We start from the raw sequence: 25,592 nt of genomic DNA, 5'->3' as shown, positions 1-25,592 counted from the left end.
AAGCGTTTGTAATTACTATTCACTGGAAGGAAAAAGAGTATACAGGCAAGTTAAAGTCCACTAGTTTGAAACGAGGAGATGGATTGATAGAAAATACGGAGTATCAAAAGTCTACTGTAAAAAAAGCATAATAAAGATGAGAACGTCAGGTTTTAAACCAACAAATCTAAAATATTGAGCTATGCGGCAAATAAAGCAAGTGTAAGCATTTATCTTTCCAGCTTGAAGATATCTCAATGAGGATAGGGGAAAGAATAAAATGTATGAAGAGGCAATCATACGAAAGCGGAAACGTCCAACGTTATCCAGCTCAACGAAGGATAGATGAAAGACTGAAAACATACGAATCTCTCTTAAGACCAATCCACCATCTTACCGAGGATCATAAGCAGGTGTTATTTGAGTTCTTGATTCTTTGATCATTATGGTTAATTTATCAATAAATGTAATTTTTGTGGTAATATAAATATAAAAGAGGAGAGACAAGTGTTTGAAGTTTTTCATTTTTGTTATTGTTATCATAATTTTAAGTCTTGTATTTATCACTCTAGAAAAAATAATAGATAAACTATTTGATGTAGAAAGAAAGAAGATTTCAGAAACTCCTGGCAAAAACATTGACCGATGGGGGAGGAGCATCATCTTAGTTGTCTTTTTATGTGCTCTAGGTTTTGCTGTTACGAAGGATACAGATATTATCAAATGGTATTGGATCGTGTATTTGGCTCTGTTGTTGGGGTTTCAAGCTTTCCTCGAGTGGAAGTATTTAAGGAATTCAAAACAGTATGTTGCTACACTTGTTTTTTTAACATCGAGTAGTGCAATCATTATTTTTTACATTAATTATTTTATTCAGCTGTTGGGCTGGGGATAGCTCCCTGCACCAATGCATGCATTTTTAAAGCAATAGAGGAATGGATATTTAAACTTATGAGGTGACTATGGTTAATATTGGGGATGTAATATTTCAAATCGCTATGCTTTTATTGGTAATTTTATTCTTTGTGTCAGTGTTTTTATTTATTAGAGGGCTTCGCAAAAATCAATTTTATAGAAGCGATGCTTTAGAGAGAATCGAAAGCAAACTTGATAAAGTCATTGAAAATCAGGAGAAACAACTTAGAGATTAACTTGGAAAACTTATCAGGTTGTGAAAATGAACCTCCACTGAATGGATACTTCTTCAGGGAGGTTCTTTCTTTTATTGAATGTATCTTCTAAAATAAGTAGGATTCTCCGTCAGCTGGCACTAAAACATTAGAGATGCCTTTTTCATTCATAAAGCTCTTTAATTCTTCTCTTGATAAAGTCCAGTGGTTGACAGCTTCCATATGAACGGCAATAATTTTAGCGTTGGGAGCAGTTTTATACACTTCATAGACATCCTCTTTCCCCATGACTAGAGAACCGCCTTCAAAGAATTGATTATCTCCGGCATTGACCACAATGACTTCCGGTTTATTTGTGTCGATGACTTTGTGAACTTCTTCATACCAGACTGTATCTCCAGCTACATACAAGGTTTTTTCCGTTGGATGTTTGAAGACCACTCCACATACTTGACCAGCAAGTTGTAAAATGTCTCCTCTTCCATGCTCACCTTTTGTTTTAATCAATTGGATACCTTCAAAGGCTGTGTCCTCTTGTAAAATCTCTATATTTTGGAAGCCTGCATTTCGGATTTCTGCCGCATCTTCTTCGTTTTGAGCATATATTTTGATCTCTTTTGGCAATGCTTCTTTAGCTGCATCATCCCAATGATCATAATGAAGGTGAGTAACGATAACTGCATCAATATTTTGGATAATATGATCAACGGATGTGGGTAAGCTGACTAAAGGATTATTCTGATCTTGTCTGGGTGCATTTGGGAAAGGAGGGTAGGCGCCTTTTTCCGCTAACATTGGGTCGATTAAAAACTTTTTTCCTGCGTATTCAACGATTATAGTTGCATTACGAATTTGCTGTATATTCATATTCATTCACTCCTCTTCTTTGAAATTTTCTTGAACAATGTATATTCTATACTGTGACTCATAGACGGATACATAGATTAAATAAAGTCTTATGGCTGTTTTACTTTATTAATGAAAGGAGTTCAATAAATGTTAGATCACACGGATATTCATATCTTAAATGAATTGACCAAGAACAGTCGGATTACAATGAAAGAACTCGGAAAGAAAGTCCATTTGACTGGACCAGCTGCTTCAGCTAGAGTGGCCAAATTAGAGGAAAGTGGAATTATTAAGGGATACACGGTTAAAGTCAATCAGGTGAAAATGGGTTATTCCGTTCATGCAATCATTCACATTTATACAAAAAGCCCAAATCATCAACCGTACCTGTCGTTCATAAAACAACAAGAGCCATACATAATAAATAACTACAAGACCAGTGGAGAAAGTTGCTATCTTCTCGAATGCAAATTTCCATCCAATGAACTGTTAGATGAGTTTTTGACAAGGTTGAGCAATCTTGTAAGCTACAAATTATCAATTATTATTAGCAAATAGTATATGAAAAGAAATAGATAATTGTACGCATATTCACTGCACGACAGGAAACAGGGGGCATTTAAGAATCGATAAAAGATTGTGTTACGGTACTGTTGATAAACGGGCAGAATAGAAATATGATGTATAATAAGAAAAAATAAAAATACAAATTTTAGTAGACTGTTTTAGATAAAATAGAGAGAAGGTTATAGGATGCTAGAATTAAACGGGAAATACAATATGGCAAAGGTATTTACGGACAATGTGGAGCAAACAGCCATGTCTCAAATTGTTGAGCTATGCAACCAAGAGTTTGCTCAAGATTCCAAGATCCGGATTATGCCGGATACCCACGCGGGGGCTGGATGCACAATCGGAACCACTATGACCATTCAAGACAAAATTGTTCCAAATTTAGTTGGGGTTAACTAAATCGGCTCCAACGTTAAAAAACTCGCTCAATTGCTGGAAACCCTAACGTAAAGACGAGGGCAATCAGCAGCCAGAGGCTATGGTGACATAGTCAAATGGTTCAGAGACTTGCACCCTGTTAGCAGACTTAGGTGCAGAATTATTCCACATCCCGCTATCCAACGCTACATGATAGAAGCAAGACGTGTAGTTGAATGACAAATGGGAAGATTCCCTATGATGGCTTAAGGATATGTCAGCGAACAGAACGGGGCGAATATCCCGGCTTTAATTCCTGCCAACAGGAAGAACAATTTAACTTGATGGAATAATTAACACGGCGAGCCTACAGTAGGAGCTGCCTACTCCGATGACTGTAGTGAAGGTATAGTCCACTCCCTAAGAAATTAGAGGATATAAAGTACGATATTGGCTGCGGCATGGAAGTGGCTGTCATTGATAAACATAAAACAGAAGTCAATTTTGATCAGCTTGATGATACTGTACGCAAATTTGTGCCAAGCGGCTTTAGTGTTCGTTCTAGAAGTCAGCGTCACCCGCTTTCTAAACGTATCAATTTTAGAGATGTTCGCGCTCCATTTAATTTGAATCGGGCAAAGGATTCTATCGGTACGCTTGGGGGTGGCAATCACTTCATCGAGTTGAACGAAATGGATGATAAAGTAGTATTGGTGATTCATTCCGGTTCACGGAATCTTGGCAAACAAGTGGCTGAATATTATCAAAAGCGTGCTTACGATGAGTTGACTGATATCACCGAACAGAGAAAAGAAGTGATTGAGCGTCTTAAGAAAGAAGGCAGACAAGCAGAAATCCCAGATGCTCTACAAGCAATTAGTCGACCAAAAGTTTCAAAGGATCTAGCCTATCTTGAAGGGCAAGGCTTTGACGATTACATGAATGATATGAAAATAGCTCAGGAGTACGCTATGTTGAACCGTAAAGCGATGGTAGATGAGATTGTGACACGCATGGGATGGGCGATCACTGATAGTTTCACTACCATTCATAATTACATTGACATGGAGAATAGGATTTTGCGTAAAGGGGCAATTTCTGCACAAAAAGGTGAGCGAGTAATTATTCCGATTAATATGAGAGATGGTTCTATTATTGCCACAGGAAAGGGAAATCCGGATTGGAATTTTTCAGGACCGCACGGAGCAGGTCGTATCATGTCACGATCGAAGGCTAAACAAACTTTATCATTACATGATTTTAAAAACTCTATGAATGGCATATGGACCACATCCATTGGAGAAAGTACGCTTGATGAAGCGCCAATGGTTTATAAGCCGATAGATGAAATTATGAGCAATGTGAAAGAGTCCTTAACAATCGAAAAAGTAATTAAGCCTTTATATAACTTTAAAGCTAATTAAGCTCACCTGATAAAACGGAAGAAAAAAATTTTTTAGCGCTTTTGAACATAGGTTTAAATGAGAAGAGCCCCGTTCGTTTGAGTGGGGCTGATTTTTATTGCCAACCTTTTCGCCCGTTCCTCAAGACGGCATTTTTACCTTTAAATTCAACAGGAGCACGGCTTTCTGTAGCTTTAAGTGGGGGAATAGTGACTTTGCAAATTCTCAGCCGCCTGACTCCTTGCCGTTTCTGCAGTACTTCTAAAGCTGTAAAGCCGATGAATGTAAAATTGTAGGTATAATTGCGTTCTCATGCCTTTTTATGTCTCACTCTCCTTTTTATTTTATGGGCACATTTTACTGTTTTAATTGGAAGTTAAAAAGAAAAATTAGCAGGAATTTCTAATTAGAGAGAGAAATAGTCCTTTGGAGGGGGATGGATACATGGATTTGAAAGAGATCAAAAGTTACAGACAACTCGATGATTTTTTGTTTGAAAATGATGTGGAATTGAAATGCAGGGAAAGAGGGTTCAAAGTGGTAGGGATAGATCCAGGGAAAGACAGCAAGCTCACCTTTACTTTGAGCAACAGATCGCAAGTAGAATGTTTGGCCAAGCAAATGGAAGAACATTTTAGTGTGGCTCCTTTGGTTAAACAGTAAAACAACCGCCTTTTGATAAGCGGTTGCTTTTATTTTGGCCTCTAGTCCTTCTAGTGGAAATTTGCTAGTTATCATGATAGACCGAACAGGTTAAAGGAGGGAAGACAGCTGATTGGATGTAACAACTATAATAAGTATAAAAAGCAAGCCTATCTGACAAGTCTCAGATAGGCTTGCTTTTAGACATAATGAATGCGATGTTAAATTCATCAGGTGTGTGATGCACTTTCGCGTTTTTGACTAGCTGTTTTTTTAGGCATAAAGCATGCAAACACTAACGCCGCAAAAGACAAGACGAGCATAAATGCATAGGCATCACTTGAACCAGAGATCGAAGCTAATTTCGCTAGTTTGGCAGCTGTAATGTTTCCATTTTCCATGGATAGATCAGAGGCATGGGAAGTTGCTTGAATAGTATATACAGTGATGACCACTGCTGTACCAATAGCCCCTGACAATTGGCGAATGGTATTATTGACTGCTGAACCATGCGCCCCTAATTCTCTCGGTAAAGCATTCAACCCAGCCGTGTTTAAAGGCATAGAGATGAAGCTTAATCCAATCCGTAAAATAATAGTACGAACCATCAAATACATATAAGTCGTAGATTCCGTTAAATTGATGACTCCCCACATGGAAATAATAATAAATAGTAACCCCGTAATAAAGAGTGGCTTAGCCCGTACTTATCATACATTTTGCCTGTGACAGGGGATAAGAAGGCATTGATCACAGCTCCAGGGAATAAAAGTAATCCCGCTTCAAAAGCTTTAAAACCTCTTCCATTCTGCAAGTAAATTGGTAGAAGAATTAAATCTGCATACATGATCATCGTAATTAGTACATTTATGAATGTCGTAACAGTAAAAACCTTATATTTGAATACGCTCAAATTCAATAATGGGTCGTTGGATCTCATTTGCCGCAAACAGAATAAAGCCGTGATGATGATTCCGACAACGATAGTTACAATCACAACAGGATCATCCCAGCCTTTGCTTCCTGCATTACTGAACCCAAATAAGATGCAGCCAAAACCAATGGTTGATAAAACAACACTTGCAACATCTAATTTTGCTTTTGTTGTTTCTGCCACATTCATTAAATATTTGAACGCAAGCACAATGACGACTAATGCAAATGGGGCTAATCCAATAAATAGCCATCTCCATGAAACATACTCAATGATAAAGCCAGATAATGTAGGAGCGATGGCCGGCGCAAAAATGATCGCAAAGCCAATGGTTCCCATCACGCTGCCACGCTTTTCGCTAGGGTATAAATATAAAATAACCGTCATCATGAGAGGCATAATAATTCCAGCACCAATTGCTTGAATCATTCTTCCAGTTAATAAAATGCTAAAATTCATTGCACAGGCACAAAGTACAGACCCAATGAGTAAAAAGAACATCGAACTAATAAATAGCTGCCTCGTTGTAAAACGCTTCATTAAAAATGCCGTAATGGGCACTAAAACACCGTTTACCAGCATAAATCCTGTTGATAACCATTGTACAGTTGCAGCTGTGACATGAAAGATATCCATGAAACTGCTCAATGCTACATTTAATAAAGTCTGATTTATGTCGATAAAAAACAGCCGGCAATCAGAACAGTTAATAAGATTTTCTTATTTTTTTCTGCTATCTCCTGCTCCATTTGTACACTCCTTCATTTTAAACTTGAATTCTCAACACTGTGTCGATAAAATTCATAGTAACAAACTATATAGGCCTTGACCATGAACAGTTTTACTGCGAATGTTCATTAATCTACATAGAAAACGCCTTTTGTTGAGAAGGTTGAAGAAAAATCTATAAAGGAGCGTAAAATGTCTATATCTAAAAAAGAAGATCCTCGTGTGATTCGTTCGAAAGAAATGTTTAAAAATGCAGTCTTTTCTCTCTTAAGCGAGGATGCCGCTATACCAAATTTAACGGTTCAGAAGGTTGCAGCTAAAGCAGGGTTAAATCGGACAACGTTTTACTTGCATTATCAGGATATTCAAGATTTACTTACGCACATTACCGCGGAGATTGTAAATGAGCTATCTGATAAAATTGTTGCTTTAATTCATTCAAAAGATTTATCAGAAAAACAACAGTTAATACAATTGCTGGATTATTTATACGTCCATAGAAATTATTTACTTACCTTATTTAATATCAATCAGTTTGAGGAGCAATTGTTTTCGTTGTTAAAACAATTAGTGGAAACGAGAAGGGAGAATACTGAAAAAAATTTACCCCCTGAATATGTTTCGGTAGATATTAAAACAGCTTCCTTGGTAGGTATCATCATGTGGTGGATAAAGAAGGGCCTTCATTTTAGTTCGGATTACATCGCCAACCAAATTTATTTAATGTACAAGGTGGAGTGGGCCTAAATCATTCATCCATGGGTTTCCTTAAAGGTTTATCAAGTTATTCTCATTAAAATTTAATAACGCCTAACTCTGAAAAGCTGGACTTCAATTTTAATGTCCAGCTTTTCAGTTTAATTGTCATTCAATAAATCAATGTATGGGTTAGCAATTGAATCATCAATAAAGCCTGTTTAATGTATAAAACACGGAGCCAATGAATGCAACTACATATATTTCTAAAATATCCAATTAATGAAACTTATTTGTTATAAAGAGCGTATAAAGTTTTTGTAAGAAATAATTTATAGAAATTGGAGTGTTTTAATTGAGAGGAATGCAAAAATTAGAGGTTACTCCTGATGATTTCGGATCTAGGTTTTTAAATGGAGATTTTTCTGCGATCTATCAGCAGACAACAGAGGAGTTTAAGCAGTTAGCAACACTCGAACAATTTATTGAATATGGTGAGTCCTTTAATAATGGGGTAGAAACATATAGCCTGGAAATGAGTACGAATTTAAACAAGTATATAACGCAGTATTTATGGTTAGATAACGAAAGAGAGAAAGCCATAGGCATTTCTTTTGATGAAAATAACACTATTTATGGAATAAGCCTTGCACCTTTTGTTTCTTTTCCAGAAAGCGACCAACAGTACACAAAGAATACATATATTATGCCAATAAAAGAGGAATGGTTTGTTTTTTGGGGGGGACAAACCAGTTTATTAATTATCACTATGTATATGCTGATCAAAGATATGCGTACGACTTAATTATTATGAAAGACGGTCAATCATATAGTGGTCCCGTGAAAGAGAATGAAAGTTATTATGCTTTTAATAAAGAGATCATAGCTCCAGCAGAAGGGAAGATAGTAAAAATAGTAGACGGGATAAAGGATAATGTACCGGGCGAGTTCAATCCCGAGCCACCTGAAGGGAATTGCGTGATTATCGAACACAAAAACAATGAGTACAGCATGCTTGCGCATTTAAAACAAAGCTCCATCCTTGTGAGTGAGGGAGATTTTGTACAGCAAGGAGAGGTGATCGGGGTATGTGGAAATTCAGGAAACTCATCGGAGCCTCATTTACATTTTCAAGTAATGAATTCAATTAACTATTTGAAGGGCCAATCGATTCGTATCCGTTTTGAGAATGGGCTTGAACCCATTCAAGGAGACTTTGTTAGCCCTTTTACATCTTAACATTAAAAAACTGGACTTCAATTTTGAAGTCCAGTTTGATTATAATTCAGTTCTTACTCATCGTCTTTATCACAATCATGCTTTAAATGATAAGTCAGAGGTCCTTTGCCAACGCTTTTCAGATATGTTTTTTTGAGATCGGTATAATTTTGAAGGCTTCTTTTCAAGGGGCTGTAGCATATAGGGAATGTAACACTGAGAAGGAGGCTACAGTTTCCTTGATAGGCGATCCACTTAATAATTAATTGCGTATATAAGCATATTATTATATGATGATTAGCGATGCAGGAGGTATGGAGGAAAATGAGCATAAAATCAATGGTAGAAATTGAAGGCACGGCAAGTGTTCTAAAATTACTTGGAGATAAAACCCGATTGACAATGATGAAATTGCTGCAGTTGAATGAATGTTGTGTATGTGAATTTGTAGCAATGTTTGAGATCAGTCAGCCTGCTATTAGTCAGCATTTGCGTAAACTACGAGATGGAGGACTAGTAAAAGAAACTCGACGAGGACAGTGGATTCATTACTCAATGAATAAAGAAAGTGAACATTATCAACTTGTGCAAAGCCTTTTGGATTACCTTCCGAGTCAAGAAAAGAATTTAGAAGAACTCAAGGAAAAGGGTTTGCGTATTTCTTGTGATTAAATCATCGGAGGTTTAGATTGTGACATCAACAATATTAGCATCATTAATCTTTTTAGTAACGCTTGTGATGGTTATTTGGCAACCAAAAAATTTATCGATTGGTTGGTCTGCCTGTGGAGGAGCATTGCTTGCCTTGTTAGTCGGTGTCGTTGACTTTCAGGATGTAGTAGATGTTACTCAGATTGTTTGGAATGCTACTTTAGCTTTTATTGCTATTATTATTATTTCCTTAATACTTGATGAGATTGGTTTTTTTGAGTGGGCAGCTTTACATATGGCACGGGCAGCAAAGGGAAACGGCACTCTTATGTTTGTTTATGTAGCGTTTTTAGGAGCGCTTGTAGCCGCCTTTTTTGCTAATGACGGGGCGGCTCTCATTTTAACACCCATTGTCCTAGCTATGGTTCGTGCATTAAAGTTTAATGAGGCCATGGTCTTTCCATTTATATTAGCTAGTGGTTTTATTGCAGATACAACTTCTTTGCCGTTAGTGGTTAGTAACTTAGTTAATATTGTTTCAGCCGATTTTTTCAATATTAGCTTTATTGAGTTTGCTACCCGCATGATTGTGCCGAATTTCTTTTCTCTGGCAGCCAGCCTTTTGGTTTTGTATCTCTTTTTCCGTAAAAGTATTCCAAGGCATTACGATATAGATCAATTAAAGAAGCCAGTAGAAGCCATTCGGGATGCTAAGATGTTTCGCTTATCATGGGTCGTATTAGGGATACTTCTTGTTGGATACTTTGCCAGTGAATTTTTTAACATTCCCGTCTCGATGATTGCGGGTGCAGTAGCAATTTTCTTTTTATTTATGGCAAGAAGAAGTCCAACTGTGAATACTTCAACGGTAATCAAAGGAGCGCCATGGGCAATTGTCTTTTTCTCTATCGGAATGTATGTGGTAGTGTACAGTTTAAGAAATGTAGGGCTGACAAATGTGTTAGCAGATGTTATTCAGGTGGCGGCAGATCAGGGGCTATTTGCAGCTACCATGGGAATGGGATTCATTGCTGCCGTTCTTTCATCAATAATGAATAACATGCCGACTGTCATGATTGACGCACTGGCCATTGCAGATACCAATACAAACAGCGTGATTAGAGAAGCTCTTATTTATGCCAATGTTATCGGTTCGGATTTAGGACCAAAAATTACACCTATTGGTTCTTTGGCTACTCTATTATGGCTGCATGTTTTATCTTTAAAAGGGGTTAAGATTTCATGGGGAACGTACTTTAAAACTGGAATCATTTTGACCATTCCAACACTGTTCTTTACATTGGCAGGGCTATATATCTGGCTGCTGATTATTCACTAATAGCAATGAGTCTGCTCATAAAAGGAGATGAATAACATGAACAAAAAAATCATTTATTTCTTATGTACAGGTAATTCTTGTCGCAGTCAAATGGCAGAAGGTTGGGCAAAAAATACTTAGGTAAGGAGTGGAATGTCTATAGTGCAGGGATTGAAGCTCATGGATTAAACCCCAATGCGGTTAAAGCAATGAAAGAAGCCGGAATTGATATTTCTAACCAAACGTCAGATATTATTGAAGAGGAAATATTAAACAACGCTGATTTAGTCGTAACGTTATGTGGGGATGCAGCAGATAAATGTCCGGTTACGCCGCCGCAAGTCCAACGCGAACACTGGGGATTTGATGATCCAGCAAAGACAGAAGGAACAACAGAAGAGAAATGGGCTTTTTTCCAACGGGTACGTGATGAAATTGGCGAAAGAATAGAATACTTTTCAAAAACAGGGAAGTAGCCCATGAAAGGCAAAGAAATAGATTAAGAGAATAAATTGATATATGGTGATTAAAAAAGGCAGCTGCATGTTACAAGCTGCCTTTTTTAATTCGCACTAACTACTGTAATTTTTCTCTCTAGAATGATAGTGTATGCGCCACACACCATCTCTTTTGGCCTAGGGATGAATGAGAACCTAATTTGCACCATCCCAGGGTTTCACTTTCTTCTTCAACGACAAAACAACAAGCTGGATGAGCACCATTGCCCACTTTTCATAAGTGAGTGTTTGTGTTTCAAATGTTGCATTTCCTATAACCCTGCCAGCTTTGTAAATGCATTTGACTTGTTTCCGGTCATCTGATGTCGTATTAGTTTTCTCTCTAAGCTTATTTAGATTTTCGCTGATTTATCAGATGACATTTTATTTTAAAGGATGTTACTTGCAAAATGCAAGTAACTGTTGTATAAATAACGTTAAGAGGTGGAACATGGAAAATAAAAGAGAACTATTTCAAATAATGACTCGCAGATTTGGACTTCTCAATAAAAACTGCTGTTCTGTTGGCAAAACTAACATTTCCCTTGTGCAAAGTCATATTTTATATGAAATTGACAAGCAGAAGGCTCCATCCATGCAAGAAGTTGCAGAAACGTTAGCTATGGACATTACAACTTTTAGCAGGCAGATTCAAACATTAGTGAGGTTGGGCTTGATAAAAAAAATGCCAGCAACTAAAGATCGTAGAGTGTCTATTCTTAGCCTCACAACAGAAGGGAAATTTATTGCATCAACAATTGACCATGCGATGAATGAGTATTTGGATGAAGTTTTTTCTCACATGAATGAACTTGAGAAAGAAAGTGTAATCCGTTCAATTAAATTACTTAATGAGAGTATGGCAAAAACTAGCGTATGCTGTAAACCTCTCCTTTGAGCAGGATGATGTCCTGCTCAAAAAAATAAAAAATACTTGCAAATTGCAAGTTAATGCACGCTGCTTATATATTCAATCGTTGAGGGAGGATGGTTTTGATGAAAGAAATAGAAGTTAAACAAAATATTAGAGGCTGTTGCAGCCAAACAGCCCCTAGCTCACAAAACGAGAGGAAGGATACAAAAGATAAATTACCGATAGCTATCATTGGTGCCGGTCCTATTGGATTAGCAGCAGCAGCTCACTTAACTGAGCGGGGAGAAAGGTTTATTCTTTTCGAATCTGGTAGTCAAGTGGGCAGTAATATTCTTGAATGGGGCCATGTGCGACTATTTTCGCCATGGCAATATAACATTGATGGAGCGGCTAAAAACTTACTGGAAAAGCATGGCTGGAAGGCTCCTTCCTTAGAAGACTTGCCTTTAGGAAAAGAACTAGTAGAGCAATACTTAGAGCCAGTGGCCAATCTACCTGAAATTAAACCTTTCATTCTTTTAGAGACAAAGGTATCGTCTGTCAGTCGAAAAGGGATGGATAAAATGAAGACGTTCAACAGAGAAAATGTCCCATTTGAGATATGTGTTGAAAAAAGCGGAGTGGTTGAGCGGTATGAAGCGCGAGCTGTCGTTGATGCATCTGGTACTTGGGGGCACCCTAATCCCGTGTATGCTAATGGAGTGTGGAAAAAGGAAGAACAGGAATTAAGTGAAAAGATTTTCTACGGCATCCCAGATGTAAAGGGAAAGGACCGTGTAAAATATGCAGGGAAACGAGTTTCAGTAGTCGGCGGGGGACACTCAGCTTTAAATACTATAGTAGAGTTGGTTCAATTAAAAGAGGTGGATTCTAACACGGAAATCATTTGGATCATGAGAAAGAAAAACGTCGAGGAGGCATATGGGGGAGAGGAAAAAGATGCTCTTCAAGCTAGAGGAGAGCTTGGTGTTCGGATTCATCAATTAGTTGATTCAGGTCAAATACAGGTGATAAATTCATACAGAATACAACAGCTTGTTCACAAAGATAATCGTATAAATATTATTGGCTATTTAAATGATGACGTTGTAGAGATCGAAAAGATAGATAATATTATTGTCAACACTGGAAGCCGTCCGGATTTTTCGTTCTTGCGGGAAATAAGGCTTCGTATGGATTCAACAACGGAAAGTGTGGCAGCTCTTGCGTCACTAATTGATCCGAATATTCACAGCTGCGGCACGGTTCGCCCACATGGTGAACAGGAACTGCGCCAACTGGAAAAGGACTTTTACGTTGTAGGATCGAAAAGCTATGGTCGGGCACCAACATTTCTTATGGCTACTGGCTATGAGCAGGTACGATCTATTGCTGCTTACCTTACGGGAGATTTTGAAGGGGCAAAAAAGGTAGAGCTTGATTTACCTGAAACAGGTGTATGTAGCCTATCTATAATCTCAACAAGAGAAGCAGAAGATTTATGTTGTAATCTAACATCTAATTGCTGAAGAGGTGAGTCAGGAATGGTAGTAAACCATGGAGGAGCTTTATCAAAAGAATATTTTATCTCATATTTAAAGCTCATAATGAATGCTCGTTCTTTTACATTAGAAGAAGCCGAATGGTTTATGTTTAAGCAATTTTTTAGTGGAAAGAAAGATACTTTTGGGAAAGAAAGTTATACCAAATTTTTAGAAGCCATTGAAGATTTAAGAGTATAGAGGCCTATAACTGTTATAAAACAATCATTCAATTTAACGGAAAAAGCATGTTTTAAAAAATCATTAAAACATGCTTTTTTATTGGTCATTTATAGACAAAAAAAAATAAAGAACAACTCATCCCATACGGCTTGGTCCAAGACTTATCCATTTGTTCCTCATTGGTTTTAACCTCCTGGCTATTCACATTATCAATGTTCCTATAAAGATAGTTAGTTTCTGTTCTACGATCGTTGTAAATGATCAAGTGAACGAGATATATTTCAGAAATCCAATGGCTTGAGCTGATATTCTCTGCTTTATCTTTGTCGGTAAATATATAAAAGTTAATATCAGAATACAGATCGCCTTCGCCTTTAGTGAAAGATCTGTGGACTGCACACGCTTCAACCGATCTGTCTTGAGTGAATTTTTTGATTACTATTTAAAATATGATAATTTTAATTGATTGCGGAACAATAATAGTGTATGATGCATAGTATAAGTTAGATACTGTATGACATATAGTAAAAATGAGGTGGGTGGATGAGTAATTTATTAAATTCATTAACAACAGAGCTTAGAAGAGGGACTTTGACTTTAGCGGTTTTGAGTCAGTTGCGAACCCCCCAATATGGATATTCACTCGTCCAATTACTGGAACAGTCAGGTGTAACCATTGATCAAAGTACCTTGTATCCATTGCTTCGTAGATTAGAGAAACAGGAGTTAGTATCGAGTAGTTGGGATACCTCTGAAAGTAGACCCCGTAAATATTACGTTTTAAGCGAATACGGGCTAGACATATTTTTGCAGTTAAAAAGAGAATGGATGAAGAATTCAAAAGAGCTTTACAGCTTATTAAAGGGGGAGGAAGACAATGAATCTGATTGAGATTTACATTCGGGAAGTTACTCGAAGGCTTCCGGAAAAAAATCGTGAGGATATTGCACTTGAGTTACGATCTACAATTGAGGATATGCTGCCTGATGATCCCAGTGAAGAAGAGATAAAGACGATTCTTGAAAAATTAGGGAGTCCAGTCGTATTGGCTAGTAGGTATCGCGATCAGCCAATGCATTTAATTGGTCCACGCTATTTTGATGTATATGTTACGTTGCTTAAAATGATTTTACCAATTGCCGTTGCCATTTCGTTCATCTCGATGATTGCTGAATATTTTGTAGGTTACCGTGGTGAAGAAGCAATAGCAAATGTCGTTTTAGATATTATGGGTTTTGGCGTATGGAGGATCATTGAAGTGGTAATCCAGGTATTCTTTTGGCTAACACTTGTGTTTGCCGTTTTAGAAAGAACAGATAAAGGAAAAGATGAACATCCATTAACAGCGAGCCTTAAGAAATGGACACCTGATGATTTAAAAAACATCTCATACATCCCTAAGAAAAAAGCTATTTCAAAGATCGAAGTATTTGGAAGCTTAATGTGGACGGCGATTTGGGCAACCTTTTACTTTTATGCAAATTATCTTTTGGGTGTGTACGAAGGAGAAGGGGGCAGACTAGAATTCGTGGCCCCAGCATTAAATCAAGAGGTTTTGTTAGGATATTGGCCGATCGTTGTGGTTATGATCGGATTAGAAATAGCATTATCGCTTTACAAGTTAATAAAGGGACAATGGACAAAAAGAATAGCTATGTGCAACGCTATTCTCCAACTAATCGCAAGCATCGTCTTCATTGTCATATTGAGTAATCCGGATATACTCAGCAAAGATTTCGTTAGATATATGACAAATTTATTTACTGTTACCGCTAACGAATTTACAATGTGGATCGTTGGTGGAGGGATTTTCTTCTTCGTTGTATCGGCAGCTATCAGTGTGTTTGACGGTTTCCGCAAGGCGAGAATTTATTAATCTCTATTTGCTTATTAAAAATAACGGGGGTTCAAGCTGATGGTCAATTAAGATTGTCGGCTTTTTTTATTGCACGAAATGATGATCGTTATTTTACCAGCTGGATTGTTCAAAATAAAGATCGATAAATTATAAATAATATTGATTGAAAGTTTCGTCTATTGGCTATGGAGGCAAGATCATTAGAGAAAAACCGTGATATAATTAAGTTAATTACTGTCAGTGATAAGGAGTTTGGATAAATTACATGGATATCCATTCATTAAGATTGGTATTAGAAAATGATATGTTTGATGAAGCTGAAATCATGTTAAAGGAGATGGGTAGAAGCAAAAATATAGAGGCTGTCCCTTTGCTTATTGAATATTTAAAGAGTACAGGAAATGCCTTATTGAGAAACTCCATTGCTTTGACATTAAGTGATATAGGAAATGAAGAGGCAGTACAACCGCTAATAGAAGTAATTAATGATCCAAAAACTTTGGGAAATAGAGGGACCCTGTTATATGCACTGGAACCTTTTGATTGTTCAGCACATTTAGAAACATTAGTTGATCATTTGATCAATGGAAACTTTGAAGTGCAAGCTCAAGCTCATCAATTAATAAAGGCAATTAACGGTAAAATACCAGATGAAATCTTATGTAAGTGTATTCTACAAGTAAAAGAGAAATTAAATGAAATAGAGAGGCAGGAGGGAATACTCTCAGATGCCTTAGAAACCTTTTCTTCTTTCAAAAAATGTAACTAAAATCATAAAAGTAATACATCCATAGTGGCAGCTTTTGAAGAGGTTATGTATAAAGGTGATACAAGTTTCTGTATCACCTTTTACCTTTTATTGCTGCCAATGTCATGACGCTCGCATTACATAGCTGTTAAGCCGCCATCAACAATGAATTCAGAACCTGTTGAATAGCTGGACTCCTCAGAGGCCAAGTAAACCACTAAGCTTGAAACTTCTTCCGGTTGGGCCACGCGCTTTATAGGAATATGTTTAGAGAACTCTTCCACTGCTGCTTTGGTATCTTCTTGAACAACCATTGGTGTGGCGATGACACCCGGATGCACCGAATTCACACGAATTCCGTAATTAGCACACTCGATTGCAGCCGCTTTTGTCATACCACGCACAGCAAATTTTGTATCTGTATAACCTATTGCTCCCGCAACAATACCATTCATTGATGAAATATTGACGATGGAACCGCCGCCTGCTTTTTGCATGGCTGGGATAACTGCTTTCATACCTAAAAAGACGGAAACTTGGTTGATGTCTACGATCCGACGATATTCCTCTTCCGTTACTTCTAATATAGATTTTGCCATTGTGATACCCGCGTTGTTGACTAAAACATTTACTGAACCAAAGGCTTTTTCTGTTTCAGCCACTACATTTGCCCAATCTTCAGCACTTGTTACGTTCTGTTTTACAAATAAAGCATTTTCGCCAAGTTCTGCCGCAAAAGCTTTACCTTTTTCTTCGTTTAAGTCTGTTAAAACAACCTTTGCGCCTTCTTCAATGAATCTTTGAGCATGTGCGGCACCCATACCTTGAGCAGCACCTGTGATAATGGCAATTTTTCCTTCTAAGCGAGTCATGTTTTTACTCCTCCTATAAACATCATGGCAAGATAATAAAGATAAACTACATTTGTAAATTAACAGATAAAACGAGTGTTTGTCCAATAAAAAGATTGATGTCATAATAAAATGTAATAGAAAGTTTCTTTTTAAAGGAGATATCGATAAATGGCAAACAGCGAAGACCGTCGCTCAGCTCGTACGCAAAAAAATTTAAAAAATGCGTTACTACAATTATTGAAGGAAAAGGAGTTAAACGATCTTACTATTACAGAGGTAGCGCACTATGCCAAATGTAATCGGGTAACCTTTTATTCGCATTATAAAGATTTACACGATTTATTGGCTGCAATCTTCGATGACTATTTAACAGAATTAATTGCTCACTTTCGTGAAGGGTATCGCAGTGTAGAGCGCTTTTCGGCAGATGATGAACATCGCCATCTCCCTATTTTTGAATTTATTTATCAAAATCAATTCGTTTTCTCACTCATTTTAAAAGGGGAAGTGCTCCCGGGATCACAGAATCAATTTTGTGAAAGTCTAGTTCAAACATCTAGTCTCGAACTAAAACTAGGTGAGGCAACTGAAGTTGAAATCCCTGCACTAAACTACTTCTTAACATACGGCAGCCTGGGCTTTTTTATGTACTGGATTCACCAGGATTTCAAAGATTCTCCCGAAGTTATGGCGAAAAAATTAGCCCATCTTCAAAGCAAGATGTTTAAAGAGGCTATTGTTCTTGACGAATAATCGCTAGCCCATTATTTTGAATGAAAAAGAAGCGGTTATCCTGAGAATTATGAGGAATTTCCATCTTTGAGATTTGCAGCTGGAAAAATGGTGAACCTCTCTTTGAAAAGTCTCTGCTGTTTGGGCTTCACATAAAATTGTCTTAAAACAGTATTTTAAATGAGGTGAAATCTTGTCACATATAAGAATTCGATGTACGGGTCTAATTATTGAACATAACTCTGTACTTTTAGTGGAATATGATGAAAATGGGATTCATTATAATTTGCCGGGTGGAGGACTAGAGCCTGGTGAAACGATCATTGAGGGGGTTGCAAGAGAAGTGGTAGAAGAAACTGCAGCTCATGTTGATGTAGGGCCGCTGGCACTAATCTATGAATTTGCTCCTCATAAACAATCGGGCGATTATCATCTCAATGAGCAACACGCATTGCATCTCATTTTTGAATGTAGCATAAAGAATAATTCGCTGGCACGGTTGTCCAAGTATCCTGATCCACATCAATCGGCGGTCAAGTGGATTTCTCTAGAGGAGTTAGACTCCATTTTGCTGATACCCAATATTAGCCAGGAAATCAATGACTATCATGAAAATAAAAGAAGCATCAACTTAATTGAGGATCATAGTCTAGGTAGGCTCCGTTTAGAATTAAATTGATTTATATTGTATAATATAACCTCTATTATTGGATACAGAAAAGGCTCTTCATCAGGAGCTTCTTTTTGCTGTTTGTTCACCTAAAGTGCCTATTTCTGAAATATCTTGCTTCAAACTAAATGTGTACCAGGTTGCCCAAAGGAAGGACTATAGTTTCTAACCGAAAAGCTATGATTGTTGTTATTATTTCCAAAAAATTTGAAGGGAGAAAGAATGATGTCCAGCAGTGGAAAACGAAGAAGAATTATTTTAGATTTAGCGGTTACTTTAGATGGTTTTATCGAAGGAGCAAATGGAGAAGTTGACTGGTGTATCATGGATTCTGAGATGGAGTTCGTTAATTTCTTAAATCAGATTGATACTATTTTGTATGGGCGGAAAAGTTATGAATTATGGGGAGAATTTACTCCAAAAACGGAAGATGATGATACTGAAAAAGAACTTTGGAGATTAATCCATAGCAAAGAAAAGTATGTGTTCTCCAAAACTCAAAAGAGCACAGATAATAAAGCGATATTCATAAATGATCATATTCTTGAAGAAGTAAATAAATTAAAAATCAGCCTGGTAAAGACATCTGGCTATATGGGGGTTCAAGTCTTATTGCCACTTTTGTCAATTTAGGGCTCGTTGACGAATTTAGATTATCTGTTCACCCTGTTGTTTTGGGAGAGGGAAAACCTTTGTTTGGTGATATAGAGGAAAGGTTAAATTTAAAGATGGTTGATACAAGAACATTTTCTTCTGGAGTTGTACAATTAATCTATCATTTAGATGAAAATAAATAGCACAACCCATTTCGAAGATAGAAGGAGCTTTTAATCGAACTTAAACTTAAATGTTACATTTGGAAAGAGTTCCATTGATATCGAACAGAACACTCTATCTATTCTCACTAGGATAGTCATCATTCATGGACATCATGTAATCGAAACGAAAATCCCACTGTATGGTTATGTCTTCAGTGGGATTCTTTCACCTTATTCAATATATTTTCACCAAGCTCTTATCTATCTGTTACTTTGTGTTTTGTCAAAAACGAAATGCCTATGGAGTAGGTTACATTTTGGGAGCTTCCATACCAAAATTAGCCCATTCTTCTTTTGATGGGCCATAAATGCCAGGAACGAGTAACCCTGCTTGTCGCATAAGAACAGTCATTTGTCCTCGATGGTGGTTTTGGTGTTGAATCAAAAACATCAAAAGAGAGCCATTTGGCATTTTTTTACCTAGAAAATCTATAGGCTCTTGCAAAGTACTGTCTGTCCATTGAGTTTTTAATGCCTGTACAAATGCCTCGCTAGCTTGATGATAGCTGTCTGCTATAAAACGTGATGAGGTAGGAACAGGCCAATCTTCAGAAATAGCTTCAAACCTTAAATTTGTGTTTGAGGCAATGATGTGGATAGCAGCAACGGTATGCCACGCAATCCGTCCTAAAGTCCAATTCTGTGAGGTAATCTCCTGTTTGAGTGATTCATCAGTTAAATTATTTAGTAATTTCTGAGTGACCCCTGCTTCATACTCCCAAGATTTTAAGAAATGATCTAATGTTTGAAACATACTGAACCCCCTAAGCTTTTTACATAATAATTTCGCTAAATCTTTAAATTTTCCTTGTAATTATTAATATGGAGAATAAAATTAAACGACTTCATTATAATGTATGTCGCCAGTCGGAGAAGAGGATAAAAATGTTAGAAAACAAATATAAAAAACAATGGAGAAATGCTTTAACGGAAAAATATCAGTTGGTGAATTTCAGATACAATACCGAAGAAAGCTTAAAGAGCGGAATGACAGAGTGGAATAAGATTCTGAATGGGGCTTTGAGGCAACAGACTGTTACTAGCACAGGTCAAGAAGCTGCAGATTAGGTAAAGAAAAAAGCCCCTTAAAGGGGGCTTTAGCAGCGCTATTGCTGATACATTTAGGGTCTCTTTAGCTTATTAAGTACTCTTTTAATGCTTGTTGCAACGTACCCAGTGTTTTGGTCGTATGATCAAATGAGAGGTCCTGATGTATCATTTTTCTCACGACTTCTGCTCTTAATCCGGTAATGACCGTTTTACATCCCATGAGGGCAGCGCCATTGATAACTTTCGTTAAATGGTCAATGACCTCAGGTTCCATATCGGCGATGCCTGACAAATCCATGATTAAAGTTTGGATGCGGGATACACCAATTTCAGTTAGAACCTTTTCCTCAAGGACTGACGTTCGAAAAGTATCAACCGAACCAATCAAAGGCAAAATACAGATCGAGGCATTGATCGGAATAATGGGAACCGATAGATTTTCGACCAACTCTCTCTGAGCAGTAAGCAGGGAATCCTTATATGTAGAATAATTAATAAAAAAAGTATTTAAAAATGTATCAACCCGGTTATTAATTTCCTTTTCCAGACGGAAAAAGTTCAACGTCGTCTGTTTATCTGCTAACTCGTTATACTGCTCTATAAAATTCCACAGAGTTCTCCGGATGGCTTGTACCCACTCCAATTTGAATGATAAGGTGAGGGAGTGAGTAGCCCACGCTATTCCTTCTTGTTTCGCAAATAATTGAAGTTCTCTTTCTTTCCCTTCAATAATATAAACAACTAGGTTATGGGCATTTTTTATAAGGTCAATATTTCCGATTGCCAGAATTTCATCGATTTTATCCTTTACATTGACAGCCTCAGATAGTAACTTCTCTTCAAATTCCTTAGTGTTACTTTCGAAAAATTCTTTCAATTCAAACGATTGTAGAGACGTCACTTTATACTCCCCCTTTATATCTAACTCCACGTAAACTTCTACCACTTTTCTTTATTTATTAAACCACATTATTTAAAAAATAAAATTTTAGAATTTAATCGATTGGACGGTGATAGGAGGTATTTTTCGTATTCACTTGCCTAGTTATTAGGAACTTCTTCCGCCACATTTTCAGTATGAGTAACAGACTTCTTTGTCTTGTTATATTCTTTTGCGCCAAAGTATGCGGTGCAGCGGTAACAACAAAATAATATAGCAGGCACTCAAGGCACCCTTTAAATCCGAACCGTCTGTTTAGCTAAACCGCCTAGCGTTATTAGTGAAAATGAAAAAGAAGGCATTACTCAAATGATGGGCGAGCTGCTTGAGGCCATGGTGTTCATCGATAGCTTGAATACCACGCTAGAGAGATTATCGGAAGGGAGGGGCAGTCAACATGTATTTTGATTTATCGGCAAGTCGTTTAATGAAGGATTCTGAAGTGAGAAATCTGTTAGAGAGGTGAGGGATAATCCGGTTTTACTTTTATCAGCGGAGTTTGAAGCTAAAAACGTTATTTCGCTTCAAAAGAAAAAGCGGCAAGCTAATCGGAGTAGCTCACCGCCATATAGGCGAATTAAAATTATTATAACATATTTTACCTTTTATGGGAAGTGATACATTATCCGTAAGGAAGAAGGGGAATAGCTGGATATTGAACACCCAGTAATTACTCGCATGATGAAAACGGTTATGCAAATATGATCAATCAGATGGAACATGTTGGGGGATACTTTATACAATGAAATCTTTATAAGAGATGACATTATTGAGATCAACACAATACAAAAAGACCCGCTTGGCAAAGTGAGTCACAAACTTTAAACATATAGGAGGGTTTATGTTGTAACGAATTTTGAAAACTAAGTCAAAATGAGTGGTTTGGTTAAACAATAAGGTGTATTTAAAACGAATCAAAAAACAGAGAAGCAAGCCAACTTAATTGGCGGCAAATTAGATTATAAACATTTGCTAAAAAGAAAAGAACCGGTATGTTTGACACTGTAAAACCTGCAATGATCACCCAATAGAATCCTTGGCTTTTTAAACCACAAATAAGACAAGAGCCATAAGAAAGGTCCCGCTCGTATGAGTAGGGCTTAATTTTAGATAGATAGGTTGTTTTTATGGAAATATTTCCCTGATTTTAACATGGCATATTATGCTATAATCGAACAGTTATTAAAAGAGGGGGAAATAATTTGAAAAAGGCTATCGTATTTTTTTTGAGCTTTCTTCTTGCATTGAGTGTCCTCATACCGAGTGCAAGTGCAGCATCTTTTAAAGATGTCTCAGTGAATTACCGATTTTTCAATGAGATTAACTATCTATCAGGAAAAAGCATCATTTCAGGTTATTCAGATGGACGGTTTGGACCTGATGATAAGGTAACCCGGGCACAGGCGGCCATTATGATTGGAAGGTCACTTAAACTTGATGGTACAAAACGACAAACAACGTTTTCAGACGTTGACGCAAATAATGTAGCCTCTGGTTACATCGATTCTGCTGTAAAAACCGGAATTATCACTGGCTTTCCAGATGGATCTTATCGTCCAAATGAAACAGTAACCCGTGGTCAATTAGCTATCTTCTTGGCACGTGCTTTTAAACTCAGTGACTCAGCTGCAGTTAATTTTAAAGATGTTTCAAAAAATTCAGCTGCCTATCCATTTATCGGAAAAATCATAGCAGCTGGTATTACAGCAGGGTATCCAGATCATACATATCGTCCTAACATTGCAGTAACCCGTGGCCAGTTTGCAGCATTTATGTCACGCTCGTTAAACCCGGTGTTCATTGATAACACAAAGCGTCCAACCCTTAAAGTTGATTTTTTAAATGTTGGACAGGGAGATGCGATTCTCATTAAATTTCCTAATGGAAAAGCCATGCTAGTCGATGCTGGTCGTTCCGATGATGAGGTGAAAAGAGAATTAGCTTCACTTAATATTTCAGCGATTGATACGTTTGTAGCTACACACCCTGATGCTGATCATATTGGCGGAGCAAATTACGTGATTGAAAACTATAAGGTTAAGAATGTTGTAGATTCTGGTCAGGAGCATACCACTCAAATCTATCTTGATTATTTAAACGCTGTAAAAGCAACTGGCGCATCATTTAAAGTGGCACAAGTAGGGCAAAACATTACATTAGATTCTAGTGTTTCTGTGAAAGTACTTTATGTTAATAGCCATGCAAGTGATTCAAATGAAGGATCAATTGTACTTATGGTTAGTTATGGAGAGTCTGATTATCTTCTTACAGGTGATACAGATACAAGAGTAGAAGCCTTGTTAGTGGATCAGTACGATTTGGATGCAGAGGTCTTAAAAGCTTCTCATCATGGGTCGGACACTGGTACATCCCAAGCGTTGGTAAATGAAGTTAAGCCGGATTATGGTGTTCTGTCATATGGAGAGAACAATCAATATGGCCATCCGAAATCTGTTGTCGTGAACCGTTTAAAAAACATTGGGGCACACATCGTATCAACACCGAATGGTCAAATTCAAACTTGGACAGATGGCAGTTATGTTTTTATGAAGCAAGTGCCATCAGCGCCTGTTCAGAATTCGGTCCCGGCACCCGAGCCAAAACCAACGCCAGAACCAGTTCCGGCTCCAACACCAGCTCCAACTCCAACAAAGTTCCAAAATTGTACGGAGATGAGAAAGGTCTATCCGGATGGAGTAAAGAAAGGTCATCCAGCATATGAATCTAAACACGACCGTGACAATGATGGATGGGCTTGTGAAAGATCATGAGAACTGGAAAATATACCATTGATTCCATTGAAAAAGGGGTAGCCAAACTGCTATATCGTGAAGATGAATCCATTGAGGAATTAATTACTATCGAGACATTCTCTTTTGATGTTAAAGAAGGAGACCTCATTTCAATTGAAGAAGAGAGTGGAAAATTAAAGCTAGAATGTTTGGAGGATGAAAAAGAAGATATTCTCAAACAAGTTCGTGCTCTAAAAAAAGAATTGTTAGACCGAGATAATTAGTTTAAAACAAGCCCACTCTATAGGGGGAATAGACCCCATAATTGAGACAGGGACCAAAACGCCTTTAAGAAGCCAGTTGCCGATAGTGTATCGGGTGACTGGCTGTTTAGTTTGGATTGAATACGAATATTTTCTGGCTTTAGTGAGGCGTAAAACGATTTGATTGGGGACTATCGGCGGTTGTTCTGTTTCGTTATCTCTTCGTTGAGGTTTTAATAACTGATCCGGTCCTTCTCGTCTCTGCTGCCTTTAACTGGACTTCTGCCAGATAACTCACTCTTTTATTCACAAAAAACACCTCCAAGTTGTATTTAGGTATCCGACATCCTCATTTCAACTTAAAGGTGTTTTTACTTGTCCCATTTTAAGGGGGAATTCCAACTCAATATCTAATGCTCAATCTTTATTTTAATTAAACAATTTTTAACTGTTTTTATTTTGTCTATTTATAATATTAAACACTTCATTAAATATTTGCTCATTATTTGAATGAGAGGAGGATATTATTTTTAATTGTCGAATAGCTCCTTCACAAACACTCCATCTTACATATGAGTTTTGGGACTCATCCAAAATAAAATCAATCAATTCTTTTTCTTCTTTAGACACCTCATAATCATTTATTACTTTTTTAAGTAACTTTTGTATTTTATCGATAGCTATTTCTGGATTTTCAACTGAATCAGGTGACTTATATGGAAAGAGAACTTGATTAGATTCCTTTGTTATTTCAATGTTTTTTTCTAATCGCAAAATATTGTAGTCCAATATATCGGAACTATTAAGATTCAGCTTCATTTGATCAGAATATCTAAATTGATAACCTAATCCTCCAATAAAATGGGTAGATAAATCCATTGCACTTTCTTCTATTTCTCTACCATAAACTTCTATTAACCGTTTTGCCAGCCAATCAAGCTCTTTATAATGACTTTCCGCCATATATTTTTTTAATGACTCATCATTTTCCCCCAATGAGATATTATATAGCTCTGCAATCTTCTCAGTCCCATAGATGGAGTGTTTTACTCGCAGCTGAGAATAAAAAATTTGCTTATCAAAAGGGTTTCCTTCCAATAATAACAAGTTTTGTTGTTCTTCAACTTTTGCATCAACTTTTTGAATAATATAAAGAATTAATTGTGATTTCGTAGCAAAGTAATTATAAAATGTGCCTTTAGAAACTTTGGAATGTTCCAAGATATCTTGAATTGAAGTATCATGATAACCTTTTGTTCGAAACAATTGTTTTGCTGCTTCAATGATTTGCTCTTTTTTACTCATGCCGCATTCCCTCCCTAAAACAATTATTGACATTAGTATTACTATACCATATTATAATAAAAATGAACT

General features: G+C 37.0%; 26 protein-coding genes and 4 pseudogenes. 24 read left to right on the top strand and 6 right to left on the bottom strand.

What is annotated here, in order from left to right; genetic code table 11:
* The first annotated feature begins 490 nt into the window (after window positions 1–490).
* Both CJ483_RS03675 and CJ483_RS03670 read left to right on the top strand, forming a co-directional pair.
* Window positions 491–874 carry a DUF4181 domain-containing protein gene (locus CJ483_RS03675; RefSeq protein WP_120032037.1) on the top strand — a complete coding sequence of 128 codons (384 nt, stop codon included), beginning with the start codon at window positions 491–493 and terminating at the stop codon, window positions 872–874.
* 67 nt (window positions 875–941) lie between these two features.
* Window positions 942–1,130, top strand: a complete 189-nt coding sequence (locus CJ483_RS03670) for a DUF4083 family protein (protein ID WP_120032035.1) — start codon at window positions 942–944, stop codon at window positions 1,128–1,130.
* A gap of 87 nt (window positions 1,131–1,217) precedes the next feature.
* Here the strand turns inward: CJ483_RS03670 and CJ483_RS03665 are convergent, their stop codons facing one another.
* The gene (locus CJ483_RS03665; protein ID WP_120032033.1) at window positions 1,218–1,976 is read right to left on the bottom strand and encodes an MBL fold metallo-hydrolase; all 759 of its coding nucleotides are present in this window, start codon (window positions 1,974–1,976) and stop codon (window positions 1,218–1,220) included.
* 129 nt (window positions 1,977–2,105) lie between these two features.
* Here CJ483_RS03665 and CJ483_RS03660 point away from each other — a divergent pair, with 129 nt between their 5' ends.
* The 4 genes and pseudogenes from CJ483_RS03660 (at window position 2,106) to CJ483_RS03645 (ending at window position 4,954) form a co-directional block, all read left to right on the top strand.
* Window positions 2,106–2,516, top strand: a complete 411-nt coding sequence (locus CJ483_RS03660) for an Lrp/AsnC family transcriptional regulator (protein WP_120032031.1) — start codon at window positions 2,106–2,108, stop codon at window positions 2,514–2,516.
* Window positions 2,517–2,711: 195 nt separating this feature from the next.
* A pseudogene (locus CJ483_RS03655) lies at window positions 2,712–2,927 on the top strand (RtcB family protein); the annotation flags it as partial.
* Window positions 2,928–3,349: 422 nt separating this feature from the next.
* Entirely contained in the window at window positions 3,350–4,312 is a 963-nt protein-coding gene (locus tag CJ483_RS03650) for an RtcB family protein (protein ID WP_120032027.1), read from the top strand.
* Window positions 4,313–4,735: 423 nt separating this feature from the next.
* On the top strand, window positions 4,736–4,954 hold the full coding sequence (locus CJ483_RS03645; RefSeq protein ID WP_120032025.1) for a hypothetical protein: 219 nt from the start codon (window positions 4,736–4,738) through the stop codon (window positions 4,952–4,954).
* Between the two features lie 209 nt (window positions 4,955–5,163).
* On the opposite strand, the pseudogene CJ483_RS03640 reads toward CJ483_RS03645, so the two are convergent.
* Window positions 5,164–6,616: pseudogene (locus tag CJ483_RS03640) on the bottom strand (DHA2 family efflux MFS transporter permease subunit).
* A 172-nt stretch (window positions 6,617–6,788) separates the two neighbouring features.
* Here CJ483_RS03640 and CJ483_RS03635 point away from each other — a divergent pair.
* From CJ483_RS03635 to CJ483_RS03580, 12 genes and pseudogenes are all read left to right on the top strand, one after another.
* Entirely contained in the window at window positions 6,789–7,343 is a 555-nt protein-coding gene (locus CJ483_RS03635; protein WP_120032023.1) for a TetR/AcrR family transcriptional regulator, read from the top strand.
* A gap of 304 nt (window positions 7,344–7,647) precedes the next feature.
* Complete coding sequence (locus CJ483_RS03630) at window positions 7,648–8,097, top strand: hypothetical protein (RefSeq protein ID WP_120032021.1); 450 nt, start codon at window positions 7,648–7,650, stop codon at window positions 8,095–8,097.
* Window positions 8,028–8,531, top strand: coding sequence for a M23 family metallopeptidase (locus CJ483_RS03625; RefSeq protein WP_182916954.1), 504 nt, complete (start codon window positions 8,028–8,030; stop codon window positions 8,529–8,531). Before CJ483_RS03630 ends, CJ483_RS03625 begins: the two co-directional genes overlap by 70 nt.
* Window positions 8,532–8,834: 303 nt before the next feature.
* Window positions 8,835–9,182 (top strand): ArsR/SmtB family transcription factor, encoded by a 348-nt coding sequence (locus CJ483_RS03620; RefSeq protein WP_120032017.1) that lies wholly within the window; start codon window positions 8,835–8,837, stop codon window positions 9,180–9,182.
* A gap of 19 nt (window positions 9,183–9,201) precedes the next feature.
* Entirely contained in the window at window positions 9,202–10,500 is a 1,299-nt protein-coding gene (locus CJ483_RS03615; protein ID WP_120032015.1) for an arsenic transporter, read from the top strand.
* Between the two features lie 36 nt (window positions 10,501–10,536).
* Window positions 10,537–10,955, top strand: a pseudogene (gene arsC / locus CJ483_RS03610) (arsenate reductase (thioredoxin)).
* 472 nt (window positions 10,956–11,427) lie between these two features.
* Window positions 11,428–11,874, top strand: coding sequence for a MarR family winged helix-turn-helix transcriptional regulator (locus CJ483_RS03605; RefSeq protein WP_120032013.1), 447 nt, complete (start codon window positions 11,428–11,430; stop codon window positions 11,872–11,874).
* Window positions 11,875–11,972: 98 nt separating this feature from the next.
* On the top strand, window positions 11,973–13,358 hold the full coding sequence (locus CJ483_RS03600) for an NAD(P)-binding domain-containing protein (protein ID WP_120032011.1): 1,386 nt from the start codon (window positions 11,973–11,975) through the stop codon (window positions 13,356–13,358).
* 15 nt (window positions 13,359–13,373) lie between these two features.
* Window positions 13,374–13,571, top strand: a complete 198-nt coding sequence (locus CJ483_RS03595; RefSeq protein ID WP_120032009.1) for a hypothetical protein — start codon at window positions 13,374–13,376, stop codon at window positions 13,569–13,571.
* 525 nt (window positions 13,572–14,096) lie between these two features.
* Window positions 14,097–14,444 carry a PadR family transcriptional regulator gene (locus CJ483_RS03590; protein ID WP_120032007.1) on the top strand — a complete coding sequence of 116 codons (348 nt, stop codon included), beginning with the start codon at window positions 14,097–14,099 and terminating at the stop codon, window positions 14,442–14,444.
* Window positions 14,431–15,429 (top strand): HAAS signaling domain-containing protein, encoded by a 999-nt coding sequence (locus tag CJ483_RS03585; protein ID WP_120032005.1) that lies wholly within the window; start codon window positions 14,431–14,433, stop codon window positions 15,427–15,429. The genes CJ483_RS03590 and CJ483_RS03585 overlap by 14 nt, the downstream gene beginning before the upstream one ends.
* Window positions 15,430–15,676: 247 nt before the next feature.
* The gene (locus tag CJ483_RS03580; protein ID WP_120032003.1) at window positions 15,677–16,180 is read left to right on the top strand and encodes a HEAT repeat domain-containing protein; all 504 of its coding nucleotides are present in this window, start codon (window positions 15,677–15,679) and stop codon (window positions 16,178–16,180) included.
* A gap of 116 nt (window positions 16,181–16,296) precedes the next feature.
* Here CJ483_RS03580 and CJ483_RS03575 read toward each other — a convergent pair whose 3' ends face one another.
* Window positions 16,297–17,031 carry a glucose 1-dehydrogenase gene (locus CJ483_RS03575; RefSeq protein WP_120032001.1) on the bottom strand — a complete coding sequence of 245 codons (735 nt, stop codon included), beginning with the start codon at window positions 17,029–17,031 and terminating at the stop codon, window positions 16,297–16,299.
* Between the two features lie 150 nt (window positions 17,032–17,181).
* On the opposite strand from CJ483_RS03575, the gene CJ483_RS03570 reads away from it, so the two are divergent.
* The 3 genes and pseudogenes from CJ483_RS03570 (at window position 17,182) to CJ483_RS03560 (ending at window position 19,212) form a co-directional block, all read left to right on the top strand.
* Window positions 17,182–17,766: a TetR/AcrR family transcriptional regulator gene (locus CJ483_RS03570; RefSeq protein WP_120031999.1), complete on the top strand. Its 585-nt coding sequence runs from the start codon at window positions 17,182–17,184 to the stop codon at window positions 17,764–17,766.
* 172 nt (window positions 17,767–17,938) lie between these two features.
* Window positions 17,939–18,424, top strand: coding sequence for an NUDIX domain-containing protein (locus CJ483_RS03565; protein ID WP_120031996.1), 486 nt, complete (start codon window positions 17,939–17,941; stop codon window positions 18,422–18,424).
* A gap of 216 nt (window positions 18,425–18,640) precedes the next feature.
* Window positions 18,641–19,212, top strand: a pseudogene (locus tag CJ483_RS03560) (dihydrofolate reductase family protein).
* 271 nt (window positions 19,213–19,483) lie between these two features.
* On the opposite strand, the gene CJ483_RS03555 reads toward CJ483_RS03560, so the two are convergent.
* Complete coding sequence (locus tag CJ483_RS03555; RefSeq protein WP_120031994.1) at window positions 19,484–19,987, bottom strand: DinB family protein; 504 nt, start codon at window positions 19,985–19,987, stop codon at window positions 19,484–19,486.
* Window positions 19,988–20,118: 131 nt separating this feature from the next.
* On the opposite strand from CJ483_RS03555, the gene CJ483_RS03550 reads away from it, so the two are divergent.
* Complete coding sequence (locus CJ483_RS03550; protein ID WP_120031992.1) at window positions 20,119–20,301, top strand: hypothetical protein; 183 nt, start codon at window positions 20,119–20,121, stop codon at window positions 20,299–20,301.
* 64 nt (window positions 20,302–20,365) lie between these two features.
* On the opposite strand, the gene CJ483_RS03545 is transcribed toward CJ483_RS03550, so the two are convergent.
* Window positions 20,366–21,184: an STAS domain-containing protein gene (locus CJ483_RS03545; protein ID WP_120031990.1), complete on the bottom strand. Its 819-nt coding sequence runs from the start codon at window positions 21,182–21,184 to the stop codon at window positions 20,366–20,368.
* Between the two features lie 1,241 nt (window positions 21,185–22,425).
* Here CJ483_RS03545 and CJ483_RS03540 point away from each other — a divergent pair.
* Entirely contained in the window at window positions 22,426–23,994 is a 1,569-nt protein-coding gene (locus CJ483_RS03540) for an S-layer homology domain-containing protein (protein ID WP_120031988.1), read from the top strand.
* On the top strand, window positions 23,991–24,239 hold the full coding sequence (locus CJ483_RS03535) for a DUF3006 family protein (protein ID WP_120031986.1): 249 nt from the start codon (window positions 23,991–23,993) through the stop codon (window positions 24,237–24,239). Before CJ483_RS03540 ends, CJ483_RS03535 begins: the two co-directional genes overlap by 4 nt.
* Window positions 24,240–24,662: 423 nt before the next feature.
* Here the strand turns inward: CJ483_RS03535 and CJ483_RS03530 are convergent, their stop codons facing one another.
* Window positions 24,663–25,523 (bottom strand): TetR/AcrR family transcriptional regulator, encoded by an 861-nt coding sequence (locus tag CJ483_RS03530; protein WP_182916953.1) that lies wholly within the window; start codon window positions 25,521–25,523, stop codon window positions 24,663–24,665.
* Window positions 25,524–25,592 lie beyond the last annotated feature (69 nt).

Origin of the sequence: Bacillus sp. PK3_68 (assembly GCF_003600835.1) — a bacterium.
Lineage (GTDB): Bacteria > Bacillota > Bacilli > Bacillales > Domibacillaceae > Pseudobacillus.
This window is presented reverse-complemented; position numbering and strand designations above follow the sequence as displayed.